This is a genomic window from Geminocystis sp. CENA526 (assembly GCF_050753365.1).
GTDB lineage: Bacteria > Cyanobacteriota > Cyanobacteriia > Cyanobacteriales > Cyanobacteriaceae > Geminocystis.
In genome coordinates this window covers 1-14,627 of the sequence record NZ_JBLZFY010000015.1, presented here as the reverse complement: position 1 = coordinate 14,627, position 14,627 = coordinate 1, and the positions used below count along the sequence as shown (strand labels likewise).

Sequence of the window (14,627 nt, the reverse complement as noted above, 5' to 3'; positions counted from 1 at the left end):
ATGACTCAACCAACACTATTAACATCAGGAATAAGAGATAACCATAATCGGGGTACTGTAGCTGATTTTCTCCGCAGTAATCTTTCTTCTGGTTCTCTTTTGTCGATCGTTCTGTGGCGTTATTCGATCGAACTTTTGTGAAAATTGGAGTAAATTTTATGCCGAGAATATTTGATAACATTGACCAAAAATTATTAGAAGGTCTTAAATATAGTATTGACTCGGCTTATGGTGCAGACTTTTGTGTCGGCTATTTTAATTTAAGAGGATGGCGATTAATTGCTGATGAAATAGAGAGTTTTTCTGGGGAAGATAATCAACGGTGTCGGGTATTAATTGGGATGCAAAAATTACCGTCAACTCAACTGTATGAAGAATTAAAAATACTCAAAAGTAAGGAAGACACTCGTATTTCTCAGGGAAGAATTAATGATTTAAAAACCATTATTGCCCGTGAATTTCGAGAGCAATTAATGATAGGCATTCCTTCTAGTGTTGATGAAAAAGGTTTACAACAATTAAGAAAACAACTTCTTAGCAACAAAGTCAAAGTTAAACTACATTTACGTTATCCTCTCCATGCTAAACTTTATCTACTTTATAAACTCGATCGAGATCAACCCATTATCGGCTATTTAGGCAGTAGTAATCTCACTTTGTCAGGGTTAAAAAATCAGGGAGAATTAAATATTGATGTTTTAGATCATGATGCCACTAATAAGCTACAGGAATGGTTTAACGATCGATGGAATGATAGATTTTGCATTGATATTAGTCAAGAATTAGCTGATATTATTGATGAAAGTTGGGCAACGGAAAAATTAATTCCTCCTTATTATATTTATGTAAAAATGGCTTATCATCTTTCGACTGAAGCAAGAGATGGTTTAAGTCAATACGCTATTCCCTCGGAATTTAAACTATTTGACTTTCAAGAAGCCTCCGTAAAAATTGCCTGTCATCATGTTAATCGCCGAGGAGGAGTGATTATTGGGGATGTGGTAGGCTTAGGTAAAACTATGGTGGGAACAGCGATCGCACGGGTGTTAGAGGAAGATTTTGGATTTAGTACCTTAATTATCTGTCCGAAAAACCTTGTCACTATGTGGGAAAATTACCGAGATACCTATGGTTTAAGGGCAAAAATTCTCTCTATCAGCATGGTAGAAAAAGAATTAGAGAATGTACCTGCTAGATTTAGACTGGTATTGATTGATGAAAGTCATAACCTACGCAACCGAGAAGGAAAAAGATATGCTTGTATTAAAGATTATATTGAGCAGAGTGGGAGTCGTTGCATTCTCTTAACTGCTACCCCCTACAATAAAAGTTACCTTGATTTGTCGGCACAATTAAGGTTATTTGTGGGAGAAGATGAAGATTTAGGTATAAGACCAGAAGAATTATTAAGGAATACTAATTTTGCAATTCAACATCCAGATATTAGCCCTCGTACTTTAAAAGCCTTTGAAAACAGTGAATATTCCGACGATTGGCAACAATAGTGTAGTCAAAACAAGATAGACACGAATCGACATGGGAAAAAATTGGAAAATAAACGCTGAAAAATTAAAACTAAATAAAAAAAGTTAAAATTGAATTTTAAGTCTAAGATTAAGGGAAAAAGAGAAAAAGATGAGACAAAAAAAGGTAGTTAAAATTTGAGAATGAAAAAACCCTGGGCAACAAGCAGGGTTAAATGTAAAAAGTATTGTTAAAAGAGAAATTTTTACGATCGAACATACATTAATTATCAAAAAAATTGGAACTTTAACTATAGAAGATAGTAACAAATTAGAAGAATCATTAAAACTATGGCTAGGTTTTTAATAATAGACTAATATGAATAATTTAGACAAAGAATTAGTAATTTGTATCAAAAATGATGATTATTTAGTGTCTTTAGAAATTAAGAAAATTTATGAAATTATACCAGATGAAAAAGCAAAAAAACACAATATGATTAGAGTTATTGATGAATCAGGAGAAGATTATCTTTATCCTAATTCTTATTTTTTACCTCTTAAATTAACTAATTCTAGTCAAGAGTTATTAGCTTTATTTAGTTAATAGATGAAATAGATAAAGTATTAGCTCAACATTATGGCTTTAGTGAGGAGGAATTAGAGGATATTCAAAATAGAGCAATGAAGAACCATATTTCCTTAGAGAATAGAAGAAAAATTGAGCAAAGTTCGATCGAACGGTTAGACTTAATCATCAATTCTATCTTAACTCTTAATACTTGGGGGGATTTAGATAAACTATTATCTTAAAAAATGTTAACTTTCTTAAAGAAAAAAAGATGATATTTCTCGTTAAATTTTCATTAAAATAAAAGAAATGGGGAATTAACAACTATTCACTATTGACTATTCATTATTTACTAAAAAAATGTCTGTAAATACATTAAAAATAGATGGCATTGACGTAGCAGTGGAAGCAGGTACAACTATTCTTAACGCTGCGAAGGAGGCAGGAATCCCGATTCCAACCCTCTGTCACCTAGAGGGGGTTTCTGATGTGGGTGCTTGTCGTTTATGCTTGGTAGAAATCAAAGGTAATCCTAACCTTGTGCCTAGTTGCGTCACTGAAGCCTTAGAAGGTATGGAAATCTTAACCCAAACTGAGCAGTTACAAGAATATCGCAAGATGATTGTAGAATTACTCTTTGCGGAAGGTAATCACGTTTGCGCTGTCTGTGTCGCTAACAATAACTGTCAACTGCAAGACGTAGCGATCGAAGTAGGCATGGATCATACTAGATTTAATTATCGCTTCCCTCAGCGAGATGTGGATTTATCTCACCCTCAATTTGGCATTGACCACAATCGTTGTATCCTATGTACTAGATGCGTGAGAGTGTGTGCCGAAATCGAAACCGCCCATGTGTGGAATGTTGCCTTTCGAGGCGCCGCCGCTAAAATCGTTAGTGGCTTGAATCAGCCTTGGGGAGAGGTGGACGCTTGTACATCCTGCGGTAAATGTGTAGATGCTTGTCCTACAGGTAGCATTTTCCGTAAAGGTAGCACTACCGCCGAAATGGTCAAAGATCGCAGTAAAGTTGAATTTTTAAGTAATGCACGGGAGAAACACCAATGGACAAAATAAAATTTGCTACAGTATGGTTAGCAGGATGCTCAGGTTGTCATATGTCATTCCTTGACTTGGACGAATTTTTGTTCGATGTCGCCGAAGCGGTGGACGTTGTATATAGCCCTGTTGCCAGTGACATCAAGCATTATCCTGATAACGTTGACGTGTGTTTGGTAGAGGGTGCGATCGCCAATGAGGAAAACTTAGAATTACTTTTAGAAGTACGCAAAAAAACCAAATTTCTTATCTCCTTCGGTGATTGTGCCGTCACCGCTAATGTACCAGCTATGCGAAATATGTTAAACGGTACTGATCCAGTCTTAAAACGCTGTTATCTTGAGTTAAGTGACGATTCAGGACAAATACCAAAGGACTCTCACATCGTACCAGAATTGCTCGAAAAAGTCCAACCTATTCATCATATCGTAGAAGTGGACTTATTTTTACCCGGTTGCCCTCCTTCCGCTCAACGCATTAAAGATGCCATCGCACCTCTGTTAAAAGGGGAAAAACCTGTCATGGAAGGGAGAGAAATGATCAAATTTGGTTAAGCAAATTTTGGGTTTTATTTTCTCACCTAAAGGTACAAAGTTTGATAACTATTTCTTGGTGATAGTTTAAACTCAAAAGTAGATTTATTGTGATATTAATTAACATCATCAAGATAAAGTTTTTGATTCTAACGGAGAGGTTTTTTAGAAGATTTGTCGAGGAAATACGTCAACTTTTACTTAGCACAAAAATAATTTAATCTTGATGAAGGTGAGGTTTTAAAGATTAGTTTATTTATCAAAATTATGCTTCCCTAAAGCCTCATCATATTATTAATTTTTAATTCTTTGAAAATTACTTAATACTTGTTGCCTTTCTTCACTAATGGTTATTTGTTCTTTAATAAAATTGATAAATTCATCGCTATTATTTTCTGCATTTCGGTAGTTAGCCTTAAAATCGTTAAATAGAGGCTCAAATTGTTCAAATTGTTTGTCACGCCAAGAAACTTCTAGTTTTTCCCATTTTTTTAAAACTATTAACCATTCATAGTTGAGAATGTCGTTAAATTTTTGTAGTTGTCTTAATAAAGCCTCAGCATCTTGCTTATTAAATCTTGTTTGTTCTGACATTTTTTACTCCTATTTTTATTACTAAAATCTCTCAAAATCTTCTAAGATTTGATCATACTTTTTCAGCCATTGTAAGGCATCTTCTCCTGCTTCTAAAGTTCTTTTGGTTCGATCGCGCATTCGCTCAAAATCGTCTGTAAAACGCTCTTTTGATTCTCCTTGCCAAGATTGATCACAAGAATCCCAATCATATTCTACCGCTTTAAATTGATCCTCGATCGCATCTTGAAAAGATTGTAAAGCACAAATAAATTCTTTTAAGTCATAAATATCAACATCAATATCCTGTGTCATCAAATCTTCTCCCAACCTTTAAAAACGTTGCTTCAAGTTATTTTCATATTCTAGCATTAAACTCAATTAGATACTGTTGTTATACTTAGCGTAATTCTGTGAAGCGAAATATCTCGGAGATTCTTCGTTAATACTCAGAATGACATTTTTTTTGTAACTTTACAAGAGTTTTAACAATTTTAATCTCCATCAACATATCCTTAATTCTTAACTCAAATTCCCTAGATGGCACGAATAACCTCCTTTAATACGGTTTCTTTAAGATGAGGGCGTAGAGATTCAGATGTACCAATATCAACGGAACATCCCAGTAAATCTTCTAAATAACTTTTTAATTTCAATAAAGTAAATAATCCGACTGGTTGATTAAAATTGACTAAAAAGTCAACATCGCTATTTTCTGTTTCTTCTCCCCTTGCCACTGAACCAAATAAAAATAAATCTTTAACGGCAAAATCATGGATTTGTGTTTGATGGGCTTTAATAATATCGATTACTTGTTGTTTGTTCATAATTACATCTAACTTAAAAACTATTTTTCTTCAAAGTGTTTCATTTTTTAGTGACTTTAATAATTGAACTTTATAAGGTGTACAATTAATGTCAATCAACGATGATTTTTGCTACAAATAAATAAACCTTGATTATTTTCTATTTTAATTTATGCCACAATTAATTATTGAATATCCTTCTACTTTTCCTGATGCCATTAATCAAACATCTCAAGAATTTGAACAAGAGGCAAAATGGGCAATGGCGGTTAAATTATTTGAAATGGAAAAAATTTCATCGGGAATGGCTGGAATTTTATTAGGAATTGATAGAGTGACATTTTTACTGAAACTTGCTGATTATGGTGTGCCAATGATTGACTTAGATGAAGAAGAATTATTATCAGATTTAGCTAATGCGTAAAATTATTGTGATAAATACTTCCCCTATACTTTCTTTAGTTTCTGCATTGGGAAACCTAGAAATTTTATCTCATCTTTATCAAGATGTTCTTGTGCCTTATGAGGTTTGTCAAGAAATATTAGCAGGTGGGAAAATGGGGTTAGCGGTTTCTGAATTTGTATCTGATTCTTGGCTACAAAAGCAGTCTTCCCCCCTAACTATTTCCCCTTTTTTACTGAACAGGAGAATAAGAGTTTTTCTTTACTGAGAACGTTGTTTAAAATTATTTTTATACTCAAGCATTTCTGTTGTACTGGGTACAGCATAGGGTTTAAATTTATCTAAATCGATACTCAAGGAATCATCCTTAAAATATGCTCTTAATCGGGGTAATTTTTCCGCAAAAGATTCCCCTAATAATAAACGAGAATTATCCCCTGACATGGTTAAACCGACTCGCAAATCAAAGTTGCCTAACCATTGGCGATTATTGTTACTCAATTTAGCAAAACCCTTCATATCTTCTAGCCATAAAATGGTGTGAATGCCTAATTCTGAACCTTTGGAAATTAACTCTAAAATTTTTTGAGCGTCTTCGGAAGGTTCTTCTTCTCTCCTTCCCATGACAGGACGTAAATTTGATGCTTTATTTATTCCGCCGATCGAATAGATAAAAAAGAGAGATTCTCCCAATTCATCGGGGTTCAATTCTGGGTTTTCATCTCTTAGTTTTAATCTTTTTTCAAACTCCTCAAAAGTTTCTTTTAAAAGAGTTTCTGCTTTGATTATTTGTTGTTCTTTATCAGCATATTTTTTGGCAATTTTAATGGGGAAAAATTCATTAAAAATATCCCTAAAATTAACGGTCATTTCTGTCCAATAATTATCCTCATCTTCGATCGACAAATCAATGATATTAAAAATTGTATATCATCTTACCGGGGCGATCTAATAAATCAATGGCATCGGTGTTACTTTCATCTAAGACATAACCTGCGGTGTTTTGAGGCATTTGTAAAGCCATGCGTAAATCGAGAAAGTCATAGATTTTACGATTCATGTTGGAAACATTGGGAGATTGAGAGGCAATTAATAAATGAATACCAAATGCTCGTCCTTGTCTGACGATGTTTTCCATGACTACGTTAAGGCGTTGGGCGATCGCATCGCTTTCTTGAAACATATATTGAAATTCATCGATTAACACCAGAATACGGGGTAATTTTTTGTCTGTAGCGTTGCGGTATTCATAGATTTTTTCTAAGTTACCTGCGGATTTGAACAGTTTACTGCGTTCTTCTATTTGTTGATTCACATATTCTAATACACTTAAGCCAAACTCTCGATCGCTCTCTATGGAGATAACTTTGGCATGGGGTAAAGCCCTAGTTTCGTCTAATTCTGTGGAAAAATCACGATTTTCGCCTTTTTCTGCATCCACATAAATTTGAAATTCTACCCCTTGTTTAAAATCTAATAAATATAACTCCAATTCATCGGGGGAATATTGCATGGCTAAACTGAGAATAATGGCATGGAGAGTAAAACTTTTACCCGCCCCCGGTTTTCCTGCTAATAAACCATTACTGACGATATTTCCGTCTTCATTTTCCCCGAACCAAAATTCTAGTTTATCCTTTGCACCCATCAAACCAATGGGGGTTCTAATTTCCTTGCGACTGTCGGCAAACCAGTTATGATCGGGATAGAGTTTAGCAAAACCGATGGTATCTACTTTTACGTTTCTGATTGCCTGATTAATGGCTTCTGCCATTTGGTTAAACAATTCGTTAGCAGGAGGTTGATCTAAAATCAAAGATAAATAAGTAACGATAAGGCTCTGAAATCGCCCCTGCATCAAGGTTATAGTCTTCTATGGTGGAGTAATTACTACCTAAATAATTTTGAATTACTTGTTCAATATGTTCCGTTAAGCCCCGTAATTGTTCCCTAATGTCATCGGCACGGGTATAGATTTTTTGATTGGTGATAAATTCGTGTAAATTGCCAAAGGGAAAGGTATCCCCCATACCTACAGGATCGATAAATATGCCTTTAAACTTTCTCACGGGAAAGGAACTAATCATTCTAAAAGCAAGGGATTGTAAGGCTAAAAGGGCTGTTTGACGGGAGTTAGCATCCTGAGAATAAAAGGCAATATGTCCAGATTTACTTCCTTGTAATTGTTTGGAAAAGTCACGAATGGGGACGAGGGCTGGAAATCTTAACAAAGTATCTTGATATTTTATTTCAATTTCTCCAATACGGACAATATCAGGGGCGAAACTATTGATTTGAGGTTGCCAATGGGAGGGATCATTTTCTCTGGGAATCCATAAAGGATCATCCCAATTAAGAGTTAATAAACGAGGGCGATTATCGGGATAATCTGAAATATAAATTCTGTTAATTATTTGATTAAGATTTGCTAGTTTTTCCTGAAATATTTTTTCTAATTGATTCTTTGTTTCTTCTGTAATTTGACGTGCTAATTTATTATATCCATTAAGTTGAGAAAAGGATTTTAAGATTTGATTTTCAATATCTCTTTTTTTTTGACTTTCTTCTAATTTTAATTTATGAATAATTAATTCATTATTCTCAATGTTAGCTTTTAATTCATCTATTCTTAGATCAACTGTTATATCTAGTGAAAAAATAAAAAGAAAACCGATAATTATTATTATTATAAAAAAAAATATAGTTGCTATTTCAGAAAGTCCAATAGCAATAAATATCGATATTGCCACAATACATATAAACAAAGATCTTGTCAGTATCTTTCCTATTTTATTGTTCTGAATCCGTTGTTTTTCTAACTCTTGTAGCTCACATGATAAAAACTTGACATCTGTAGCCTTAACTTTCTGTCGTTCAATTAAATCAATTATTAATTTGTCATTTTCATTGAGTTTTTTTATATTTTTCTTTATAGAAGTTAGAAAATTCTCAACTGTTATTCTATATATTTTTGTTGCAGAAAGTTTAATTTCAGGTATATTATTGATGCTTTGATAACTAAACTTAGAGGATTTCAGTAATTTTTGAGCTTCTTGTAACTTGTAAGAACACCAAAACAAATCATTGTTAACAGAAGATATTAAATTTTCCTGATGTTCAATAATTCCTAAACAATTATAATATTCCTTCAGGTCTTGATAGTGTGAGTTTTTCTGGTTACTTTGCATCGCATTTTGAGGAAGTTCGATCGATATATTCATTAATAATATACCAATATCTCAAAAGATACAATAAGAAAGTAATATATTAAGTTTTGGAGGATTCGATCGAGTTTTGGAGATTGCTTCGTTTCCTCGCAATGACAGGGAGGAGAGGGTTCGATCGGGGTTTTAAGGAGAGATTGAGGAGAGGTTCGATCGAGTTTTTTGAGGGGAGGTTCGATCGGGTTTTTAATGATAAAATTTAATAAAAAGTTAATGATTCTCAATACCCTAAATGTTGCAAATTAATAAAAACTATGTTTTAGATAGTGACAAAAAACCGATAGCGGTGCAAATTCCTATTACCGAATTTGAAAAAATAGAAGAAATTTTAGAAAATTATGGGCTAGTAAAACTGATAGAAGAAGTAGAAGATGAAGAAACTCTATCAAAAGATGAAGCATTAAAATATTTAGAAGTCCTCAAAAATAATGTGGAAAGTTGAATATACAAGAAAATTTTTGAAAGAGTTGCCCATCGTCGAGAAATCTATCAAATTTTTCCTTAAAGTTCGATCGAGTTTAAAGTTTTTTCAGAATTTTGATTTTCTTAATTTATTTGTGCTAAATAAATGATAAAACTAATTTTGTCCTTCGTCATTGGTAATTATTTTTATGACTATTTTAGTAACGGGTGGTGCAGGTTATATTGGCTCTCATACTGTCAAACTCTTAAAAAGTAAAGGTTATGATTTGCTAGTTTTCGATAATTTAGTCTATGGACATCAATATATCATCGATCGATTAGGAGTAAATTTTATTTCAGGGGATTTGATCGATCGACCCTTATTAGATAAAATTTTTCAGGAATACAATATTGAAGCCGTGATTCATTTTGCCGCCTATGCCTATGTGGGTGAATCCATGGAAAATCCTGCTAAATATTATCGAAACAATACCGTTGCTACCCTTAACTTATTAGAAGCAATGGAATCCGCAGGAGTCAAAAAAATTGTCTTTTCCTCCACTTGTGCCACTTATGGCATACCCAACGAAATTCCCATCACCGAAAATCATCCCCAAAATCCCATTAACACTTATGGTTATACCAAATTAATCGTAGAAAAGATGTTAGCAGACTTTCAAAGAGCTTACGATTGGGAATATGTAGCTTTTCGTTACTTTAATGCGGCAGGTGCTTCCGTAGATGGTTTAATAGGAGAAGATCACGATCCTGAACCTCATTTAATACCCTTAGTTTTATACACTGCATTAGGTAAAAGGGATTCTGTGTCTATTTTAGGAGATGATTACCCCACTCCAGACGGCACTTGTATTCGAGATTATATCCATGTGGAAGATTTAGCCCAAGCCCATTTATTAGGAGTAGAATACTTATTAAAAGGCGGTAAAAGTGAAGTGTTTAACCTTGGTAATGGGAATGGTTTTTCCGTCAAAGAAGTGATTGAAAGTGCGAAAAAAGTCACCCAAAAAGATTTTACCGTAAAAGTCGTCGATCGACGCCCCGGTGATCCACCTATTTTAGTAGGAAGTAGTGAAAAAGCCCGAAAAATTTTGGGTTGGAAACCTGAATATCCTGATATTGAAACGATTATTCGTCATGCTTGGCAATGGCATCAAAAAGGTTAATTCAGTCTAAAATAGTGATGAGTATCTAGGTAAAAGTATTGACTATCAATCAGAATAATCATGACTATAACATTAAAAAAAAATTTTGATATTCCCCTAGTAAAAGTTACTAAATTTTGTCAGAAATGGCAAATAGTTGAGTTTGCTTTTTTTGGTTCTGTTTTAAGGGATGATTTTAATTCAAATAGTGATATTGATTGTTTAGTTCAATTCTCTGATGAAGCAGATTGGAGTTTATTCGATCGTGTAAAAATGAAACAAGAATTAGCGATAATTTTTGGAAGAAAAGTTGATTTAGTTAATCGAAAATCCATTGAAAATAGTCAAAACTGGTTACGCAAACAAGAAATATTAAACAATCAAAAAGTTATTTATGTCAAAAAATTTATGAGAAATTTAAACTAAATTCCCCCCTTTATTTAAGGCTAGGGAGGATTGTATTCTCACAACTCATAACGGACTGCCATATAACCAAAAATTATACAACAAGATAAAATGAGAGAGTAACTTTTTTTCTTTCTTAGTAAGAGATTTTTACTCTTCCTTTCACATTAAACAAAAATTATTATTAATATCAGAAATAATTACAATGGAAGCAACTAAAATTAAAGGTATTGTTAACGAAAAAGGACAATTAATCATTGAAGATAATATTAATCTTAGCGCAGGAGAAGTTGAAATTATTATCTTAAAAACTCCTGTTATCAATAATATTAAAACGAATAATAAATCCTCTATCAATCCACAGGAAAAAAAGATTAATAAACCTATTTGGGAAATAGCAAAAAATTTAATTAACGATATGAGTGATGCTGAAAAAGCAGAATTACCAAAGGATGGGGCTGTTGAACATGATCACTATATTTATGGCACAAAGAAAATAAATCAATAAATCCATGAAAAAAATTTTTGCTGATACCTTTTATTGGGTAGCTTTGATTAATCCAGAAGATGATTATCATCAAGAAGTTTTAAAACTCAGTTATTCACTATCAGAAATAATTTTTGTCACCACTGAAGAAGTCTTAATAGAAGTGTTAGCTTTTTATTCTAAATCTGGTTATCATCTTAAGCAAAAAACGACCACTTTCATTAATAGTATATTGGAAAATAGCCAAATAGAGGTAATTAAGCAAACTCATGAATCCTTCACGTTAGGATTTAAGTTATATCAACAACGTTTAGATAAGGGTTATAGCTTAACTGATTGTATCTCCATGAATACGATGAAACAATTAAAAATAAATGAGGTTTTAACCCATGATGTACATTTCACTCAAGAAGGTTTTATTATTCTTTTCCCATAACTTCCCATAACAATAAAAATATTTATAGAGAAAAAATAAAACAAGTATCCTCTTTTGACATTTAAGATAAAATGTGAAATCATGTCATTTTAGAGTCCATTCCATGTTTAATCGTATCTTCCGCTCTACAAAACGCTGGATTAGTAATAATTCTCAAAATGCCTTAGAAGAAGCATATCAAAAGGCTTTAGCTATCAAAAAAATTGAGGAAGAACATTTTAATAATCAAAAAATTGATCCTAAAAATTGCAATTATGGCGATCGAGTCTATGATTATTTTGAAGGCGAATTAAAATCTAATTTACAAATAATTAATATCAAACTAAATCAATTTAAAACCAGTAAATCAGTTCACAACTTTTTAGATAATAATGTCAACAATAAGGGAAATAAAGACATAGATTATCAAAAAGAATTAGTTTTAGAAAGATTAAACGTTATCGACACAATTATTGATAAATATAATAACAATTATTATGAAGCATCATTAACGATTCCCACTGTAGAAAATAATGAAAAAAAATTCAGTAAATCTTCATCAATTAAGCCGAAAAACAACTCAGAAAATAATATAGAACCAAACTTAGAAACCGTATCCGATAAAACCAGTGTTTTACCTCGATCGTTTTTAAGAACCCTTGATAGAATCAAGCAAGAAATCGATCCCAAAGCAGGGGATATAGAGCAAGATGTGATTAATAAATTTAGGAAATCGAGATATAAAACAGCTATTTCCGTTAAGTTTTTATTGGTGCTAATTATAGTACCTTTATTAGTGCATAATTTAAGTAAAATTGCCCTAGGAAAAATATTTATTGATCCTTATTTTGCCAAAAATGAACAGATAGTATTTATCAATCAAGACTTAGAAGAAGAAGCCTTAACAGAGTTAAGAACTTTTGAAGAAACTTTACGTCTAAAAAGTTTAATTGGTTTAACATCTCACTTATCATTAGAAGAAGAAGAAGAAAAAATTAAAGAAAAAGCCTTAGAAATTGCTAATAATTATCGTAGCGAAAGTTCTAATGCAGTGAAAAATATTTTTGCCGATTTACTATCTTTTAGTGCCTTTGCGATTATATTGGTTATGAGTAAACGAGAAATCTCAATTTTCAAATCATTTATTGATGAAACAATTTACGGTTTAAGTGATTCAGCTAAAGCATTTTTAATTATTCTCTTTACGGATATATTTGTAGGATTCCACTCTCCTCACGGTTGGGAAATCATCTTAGAAAGTATCGCTCGTCATTTTGGCTTACCAGAAAACCGAGATTTTAACTTTTTATTCATTGCCACTTTTCCCGTAATTTTAGATACCGTATTAAAGTATTGGATTTTCCGTTATCTCAACCGCATTTCACCTTCCGCCGTTGCTACTTATAAAAACATGAATGAATCATAAAAATTAATAGACTTCTCCAAAAATTTATAATCCTGATATAGAAACAAATCGAGTTTAAGGATGACAGGCTAAAAGCCTGTTTTAATGATACTTTTTCAGCACCCCCTGAGTATATATTATCTTTGGGGTCTTTTTTCTTGCCAGTTAGCTTTTTTCTCCTCCATCATTTGATTCCATTGCTGACGTTGTTCAGGAGTTAAAACTTCTCGCATTTCTAACATACTTTGAAATCTTAAATCTCCCATTCTTTGATTTAAAGAGGCAATTTTGTTGTGTTGCGATCGTAAATTATCAGGGGAAGCATTATTAGACATCATTTGACGCAAGGCTTCTCTTTCAGTACGCATTTCTTGTCGAATACTATCCATCTGGGGTTGATATTTAGTGCGGATAGACTGCATTTGTTGTTGTTGTTCGGAGGTAAGATTGAGTTTCGTCATAATGTCTCCTTTCTCTCCTCCCCGTTTTTGCCTTTGCCCCATTTGTGCTAAATATACAGGTTTATCGGCTTCCAAAGTTAAAGAATTGTCTTTGACGGTTTCCAATGCCATGACACTGCTACCAAAAGAAACGGTAGCTAAAGTAACTAAGGGAAAAAGTAAGCTAATTTTATTTTTCATAATCTGATATTCTCCTTTTTTATTCGTTAATACTTACAAAATTTAATTCTGATTCACCGCCCATAGAACCATACCAAGTTTCGAGCATAAATGCTTCTAACTTTTCTACTTCATCGGAGGCATATTGAGGGTTCGATCGAGAGCTTGTATTCCATAGATAACCCCCGATAATTACTAAAACAGTGATGAGTGTACCGGACAATAACCATCCCTTTCTCCAGAATTTTTTACTGCAAGAAACAGAAGTAGTTTCGATCGATCGCATCACCAACTCTTCACAGGGTTTATTTTCATGGGGGGAAATAGGGGAATAAGTTTTCAAAAATGTAACTAACTCCTCATCATGAGGATTAGATGAATTTTGTCTCATAGATTTACTCCTTGTTGTTCCAAAAATTGACGTAACCCTTTTCGTGCCTTAAATAATCGTGATTTAACCGTTCCTACAGGAATAGAGAGAACTTGAGCGACTTCCTTTTGAGGCATATCTTCTAAATCATGGAGTACAATAACAGCACGATGTTCCAAACTAAGACTTTGCAATGCAGTTTGCACTATATCTTGATAGTGTAATTGCAATAATCCTGTTTGATGGTGATTTGTTGATCTTGCTAAATCTTGCATAGATTCCTTAACTTGATTTAAAATTTTAGTTCGATCGCGCTTTCTTGCCTTGCCATAATCATAGGCAACATTCCAGCAGATACGATAAAGCCAAGTGGAAAAATACTCCCCATTACGCAACTTAGGTAAAGACTTCCAAGCCTTCAAAAAAACTTCTTGCTGTAAGTCATCCAATAATTGGTTATCGCATAACTTATATAAAGTTCCTCTCACTTTTTGTTCATACCTTTGATACAGTAAACGAAAGGCGTATGTTTCTCCTTGTTGGCATTTTTGTACTAACTCTAAATCAGTAATCTGTGCAGGGTTATTTGCTAAGACAGTCATCATCTTTATTGTTTGTTGTACTCATATCTTTAGACTTGACTATTGATCAAAAAGTTCACTGAATACAAAAGAGGAGGGGGAAGAGGGGAAGAAGGGAAGAGAGGGAAGAGGGGGAAGAGGGGGAAG

General features: G+C 33.1%; 24 protein-coding genes. 14 read left to right on the top strand and 10 right to left on the bottom strand.

What is annotated here, in order from left to right:
* The 6 genes from ACN4EE_RS06485 (at window position 1) to ACN4EE_RS06460 (ending at window position 3,647) form a co-directional block, all read left to right on the top strand.
* On the top strand, window positions 1-141 hold the full coding sequence (locus tag ACN4EE_RS06485) for a hypothetical protein (protein ID WP_431705597.1): 141 nt from the start codon (window positions 1-3) through the stop codon (window positions 139-141).
* Window positions 142-158: 17 nt separating this feature from the next.
* Window positions 159-1,505 (top strand): phospholipase D-like domain-containing protein, encoded by a 1,347-nt coding sequence (locus ACN4EE_RS06480; protein ID WP_431705596.1) that lies wholly within the window; start codon window positions 159-161, stop codon window positions 1,503-1,505.
* A 337-nt stretch (window positions 1,506-1,842) separates the two neighbouring features.
* Window positions 1,843-2,070 (top strand): hypothetical protein, encoded by a 228-nt coding sequence (locus ACN4EE_RS06475; RefSeq protein WP_431705595.1) that lies wholly within the window; start codon window positions 1,843-1,845, stop codon window positions 2,068-2,070.
* A 77-nt stretch (window positions 2,071-2,147) separates the two neighbouring features.
* Entirely contained in the window at window positions 2,148-2,276 is a 129-nt protein-coding gene (locus tag ACN4EE_RS06470; RefSeq protein WP_431705594.1) for a hypothetical protein, read from the top strand.
* Window positions 2,277-2,394: 118 nt separating this feature from the next.
* On the top strand, window positions 2,395-3,111 hold the full coding sequence (gene hoxU / locus ACN4EE_RS06465; protein WP_431705593.1) for a bidirectional hydrogenase complex protein HoxU: 717 nt from the start codon (window positions 2,395-2,397) through the stop codon (window positions 3,109-3,111).
* On the top strand, window positions 3,099-3,647 hold the full coding sequence (locus tag ACN4EE_RS06460) for an NADH-quinone oxidoreductase subunit B family protein (RefSeq protein ID WP_431705592.1): 549 nt from the start codon (window positions 3,099-3,101) through the stop codon (window positions 3,645-3,647). The genes hoxU and ACN4EE_RS06460 overlap by 13 nt, the downstream gene beginning before the upstream one ends.
* A 273-nt stretch (window positions 3,648-3,920) precedes the next feature.
* Here the strand turns inward: ACN4EE_RS06460 and ACN4EE_RS06455 are convergent, their stop codons facing one another.
* The 3 genes from ACN4EE_RS06455 to ACN4EE_RS06445 all read right to left on the bottom strand — a co-directional run bounded on the left by ACN4EE_RS06455 (window position 3,921) and on the right by ACN4EE_RS06445 (window position 5,026).
* A complete protein-coding gene (locus tag ACN4EE_RS06455) occupies window positions 3,921-4,220 on the bottom strand; it encodes a hypothetical protein (RefSeq protein WP_431705591.1) in 300 nt (99 codons plus the stop codon).
* A gap of 21 nt (window positions 4,221-4,241) precedes the next feature.
* Complete coding sequence (locus ACN4EE_RS06450; protein WP_431705590.1) at window positions 4,242-4,514, bottom strand: WXG100 family type VII secretion target; 273 nt, start codon at window positions 4,512-4,514, stop codon at window positions 4,242-4,244.
* Between the two features lie 221 nt (window positions 4,515-4,735).
* Window positions 4,736-5,026, bottom strand: coding sequence for a nucleotidyltransferase family protein (locus tag ACN4EE_RS06445; protein ID WP_431705589.1), 291 nt, complete (start codon window positions 5,024-5,026; stop codon window positions 4,736-4,738).
* A gap of 151 nt (window positions 5,027-5,177) precedes the next feature.
* On the opposite strand from ACN4EE_RS06445, the gene ACN4EE_RS06440 reads away from it, so the two are divergent.
* Both ACN4EE_RS06440 and ACN4EE_RS06435 read left to right on the top strand, forming a co-directional pair.
* Window positions 5,178-5,429 (top strand): UPF0175 family protein, encoded by a 252-nt coding sequence (locus ACN4EE_RS06440; protein ID WP_431705588.1) that lies wholly within the window; start codon window positions 5,178-5,180, stop codon window positions 5,427-5,429.
* Entirely contained in the window at window positions 5,422-5,676 is a 255-nt protein-coding gene (locus tag ACN4EE_RS06435; protein ID WP_431705587.1) for a hypothetical protein, read from the top strand. Before ACN4EE_RS06440 ends, ACN4EE_RS06435 begins: the two co-directional genes overlap by 8 nt.
* Here ACN4EE_RS06435 and ACN4EE_RS06430 read toward each other — a convergent pair.
* Genes ACN4EE_RS06430 through ACN4EE_RS06415 form a run of 4 tightly spaced genes read right to left on the bottom strand, consistent with a single transcriptional unit; the run spans window position 5,670 to window position 8,856 of the window.
* On the bottom strand, window positions 5,670-6,314 hold the full coding sequence (locus ACN4EE_RS06430) for a hypothetical protein (protein ID WP_431705586.1): 645 nt from the start codon (window positions 6,312-6,314) through the stop codon (window positions 5,670-5,672). The genes ACN4EE_RS06435 and ACN4EE_RS06430 overlap by 7 nt on opposite strands.
* 10 nt (window positions 6,315-6,324) lie before the next feature.
* Window positions 6,325-7,224, bottom strand: coding sequence for an FtsK/SpoIIIE domain-containing protein (locus ACN4EE_RS06425; RefSeq protein ID WP_431705585.1), 900 nt, complete (start codon window positions 7,222-7,224; stop codon window positions 6,325-6,327).
* Window positions 7,199-8,629, bottom strand: a complete 1,431-nt coding sequence (locus tag ACN4EE_RS06420; RefSeq protein WP_431705584.1) for a hypothetical protein — start codon at window positions 8,627-8,629, stop codon at window positions 7,199-7,201. Before ACN4EE_RS06420 ends, ACN4EE_RS06425 begins: the two co-directional genes overlap by 26 nt.
* Window positions 8,629-8,856, bottom strand: a complete 228-nt coding sequence (locus ACN4EE_RS06415) for a hypothetical protein (protein ID WP_431705583.1) — start codon at window positions 8,854-8,856, stop codon at window positions 8,629-8,631. The genes ACN4EE_RS06420 and ACN4EE_RS06415 overlap by 1 nt, the downstream gene beginning before the upstream one ends.
* 8 nt (window positions 8,857-8,864) lie before the next feature.
* Between ACN4EE_RS06415 and ACN4EE_RS06410 the strand changes: the two genes are divergently transcribed.
* The 6 genes from ACN4EE_RS06410 to ACN4EE_RS06385 all read left to right on the top strand — a co-directional run bounded on the left by ACN4EE_RS06410 (window position 8,865) and on the right by ACN4EE_RS06385 (window position 12,930).
* Complete coding sequence (locus tag ACN4EE_RS06410) at window positions 8,865-9,074, top strand: hypothetical protein (protein WP_431705582.1); 210 nt, start codon at window positions 8,865-8,867, stop codon at window positions 9,072-9,074.
* Between the two features lie 169 nt (window positions 9,075-9,243).
* Window positions 9,244-10,218, top strand: coding sequence for a UDP-glucose 4-epimerase GalE (gene galE, locus ACN4EE_RS06405; protein WP_431705581.1), 975 nt, complete (start codon window positions 9,244-9,246; stop codon window positions 10,216-10,218).
* A gap of 60 nt (window positions 10,219-10,278) precedes the next feature.
* Window positions 10,279-10,623 carry a nucleotidyltransferase family protein gene (locus ACN4EE_RS06400; protein ID WP_431705580.1) on the top strand — a complete coding sequence of 115 codons (345 nt, stop codon included), beginning with the start codon at window positions 10,279-10,281 and terminating at the stop codon, window positions 10,621-10,623.
* Window positions 10,624-10,807: 184 nt separating this feature from the next.
* Entirely contained in the window at window positions 10,808-11,110 is a 303-nt protein-coding gene (locus ACN4EE_RS06395) for a hypothetical protein (RefSeq protein WP_431705579.1), read from the top strand.
* A gap of 4 nt (window positions 11,111-11,114) precedes the next feature.
* Window positions 11,115-11,525, top strand: coding sequence for a type II toxin-antitoxin system VapC family toxin (locus ACN4EE_RS06390; protein ID WP_431705578.1), 411 nt, complete (start codon window positions 11,115-11,117; stop codon window positions 11,523-11,525).
* Window positions 11,526-11,628: 103 nt separating this feature from the next.
* A complete protein-coding gene (locus tag ACN4EE_RS06385; protein ID WP_431705577.1) occupies window positions 11,629-12,930 on the top strand; it encodes a proton extrusion protein PcxA in 1,302 nt (433 codons plus the stop codon).
* Between the two features lie 116 nt (window positions 12,931-13,046).
* On the opposite strand, the gene ACN4EE_RS06380 is transcribed toward ACN4EE_RS06385, so the two are convergent.
* From ACN4EE_RS06380 to ACN4EE_RS06370, 3 genes are read right to left on the bottom strand one after another with little or no spacing between them, the layout of a single operon-like run.
* Window positions 13,047-13,550 (bottom strand): Spy/CpxP family protein refolding chaperone, encoded by a 504-nt coding sequence (locus ACN4EE_RS06380; RefSeq protein ID WP_431705576.1) that lies wholly within the window; start codon window positions 13,548-13,550, stop codon window positions 13,047-13,049.
* Between the two features lie 19 nt (window positions 13,551-13,569).
* Window positions 13,570-13,920 (bottom strand): hypothetical protein, encoded by a 351-nt coding sequence (locus ACN4EE_RS06375; protein WP_431705575.1) that lies wholly within the window; start codon window positions 13,918-13,920, stop codon window positions 13,570-13,572.
* Complete coding sequence (locus ACN4EE_RS06370; protein ID WP_431705642.1) at window positions 13,917-14,501, bottom strand: sigma-70 family RNA polymerase sigma factor; 585 nt, start codon at window positions 14,499-14,501, stop codon at window positions 13,917-13,919. Before ACN4EE_RS06370 ends, ACN4EE_RS06375 begins: the two co-directional genes overlap by 4 nt.
* Between the last annotated feature and the right edge of the window lie 126 nt (window positions 14,502-14,627).

Coding starts and splice junctions, on each gene's coding strand:
- ACN4EE_RS06455 (WP_431705591.1), bottom strand. CDS start 4,220: ATGTCAGAACAAACAAGATTTAATAAGCAAGATGCTGAGGCTTTATTA.
- ACN4EE_RS06385 (WP_431705577.1), top strand. CDS start 11,629: ATGTTTAATCGTATCTTCCGCTCTACAAAACGCTGGATTAGTAATAAT.
- ACN4EE_RS06460 (WP_431705592.1), top strand. CDS start 3,099: ATGGACAAAATAAAATTTGCTACAGTATGGTTAGCAGGATGCTCAGGT.
- ACN4EE_RS06480 (WP_431705596.1), top strand. CDS start 159: ATGCCGAGAATATTTGATAACATTGACCAAAAATTATTAGAAGGTCTT.
- ACN4EE_RS06390 (WP_431705578.1), top strand. CDS start 11,115: ATGAAAAAAATTTTTGCTGATACCTTTTATTGGGTAGCTTTGATTAAT.
- ACN4EE_RS06400 (WP_431705580.1), top strand. CDS start 10,279: ATGACTATAACATTAAAAAAAAATTTTGATATTCCCCTAGTAAAAGTT.
- ACN4EE_RS06475 (WP_431705595.1), top strand. CDS start 1,843: ATGAATAATTTAGACAAAGAATTAGTAATTTGTATCAAAAATGATGAT.
- ACN4EE_RS06445 (WP_431705589.1), bottom strand. CDS start 5,026: ATGAACAAACAACAAGTAATCGATATTATTAAAGCCCATCAAACACAA.
- ACN4EE_RS06410 (WP_431705582.1), top strand. CDS start 8,865: ATGTTGCAAATTAATAAAAACTATGTTTTAGATAGTGACAAAAAACCG.
- ACN4EE_RS06450 (WP_431705590.1), bottom strand. CDS start 4,514: ATGACACAGGATATTGATGTTGATATTTATGACTTAAAAGAATTTATT.
- hoxU (WP_431705593.1), top strand. CDS start 2,395: ATGTCTGTAAATACATTAAAAATAGATGGCATTGACGTAGCAGTGGAA.
- ACN4EE_RS06375 (WP_431705575.1), bottom strand. CDS start 13,920: ATGAGACAAAATTCATCTAATCCTCATGATGAGGAGTTAGTTACATTT.
- ACN4EE_RS06440 (WP_431705588.1), top strand. CDS start 5,178: ATGCCACAATTAATTATTGAATATCCTTCTACTTTTCCTGATGCCATT.
- ACN4EE_RS06435 (WP_431705587.1), top strand. CDS start 5,422: ATGCGTAAAATTATTGTGATAAATACTTCCCCTATACTTTCTTTAGTT.
- ACN4EE_RS06470 (WP_431705594.1), top strand. CDS start 2,148: ATGAAGAACCATATTTCCTTAGAGAATAGAAGAAAAATTGAGCAAAGT.
- ACN4EE_RS06395 (WP_431705579.1), top strand. CDS start 10,808: ATGGAAGCAACTAAAATTAAAGGTATTGTTAACGAAAAAGGACAATTA.
- ACN4EE_RS06485 (WP_431705597.1), top strand. CDS start 1: ATGACTCAACCAACACTATTAACATCAGGAATAAGAGATAACCATAAT.
- ACN4EE_RS06370 (WP_431705642.1), bottom strand. CDS start 14,501: ATGACTGTCTTAGCAAATAACCCTGCACAGATTACTGATTTAGAGTTA.
- ACN4EE_RS06420 (WP_431705584.1), bottom strand. CDS start 8,629: ATGAATATATCGATCGAACTTCCTCAAAATGCGATGCAAAGTAACCAG.
- galE (WP_431705581.1), top strand. CDS start 9,244: ATGACTATTTTAGTAACGGGTGGTGCAGGTTATATTGGCTCTCATACT.
- ACN4EE_RS06380 (WP_431705576.1), bottom strand. CDS start 13,550: ATGAAAAATAAAATTAGCTTACTTTTTCCCTTAGTTACTTTAGCTACC.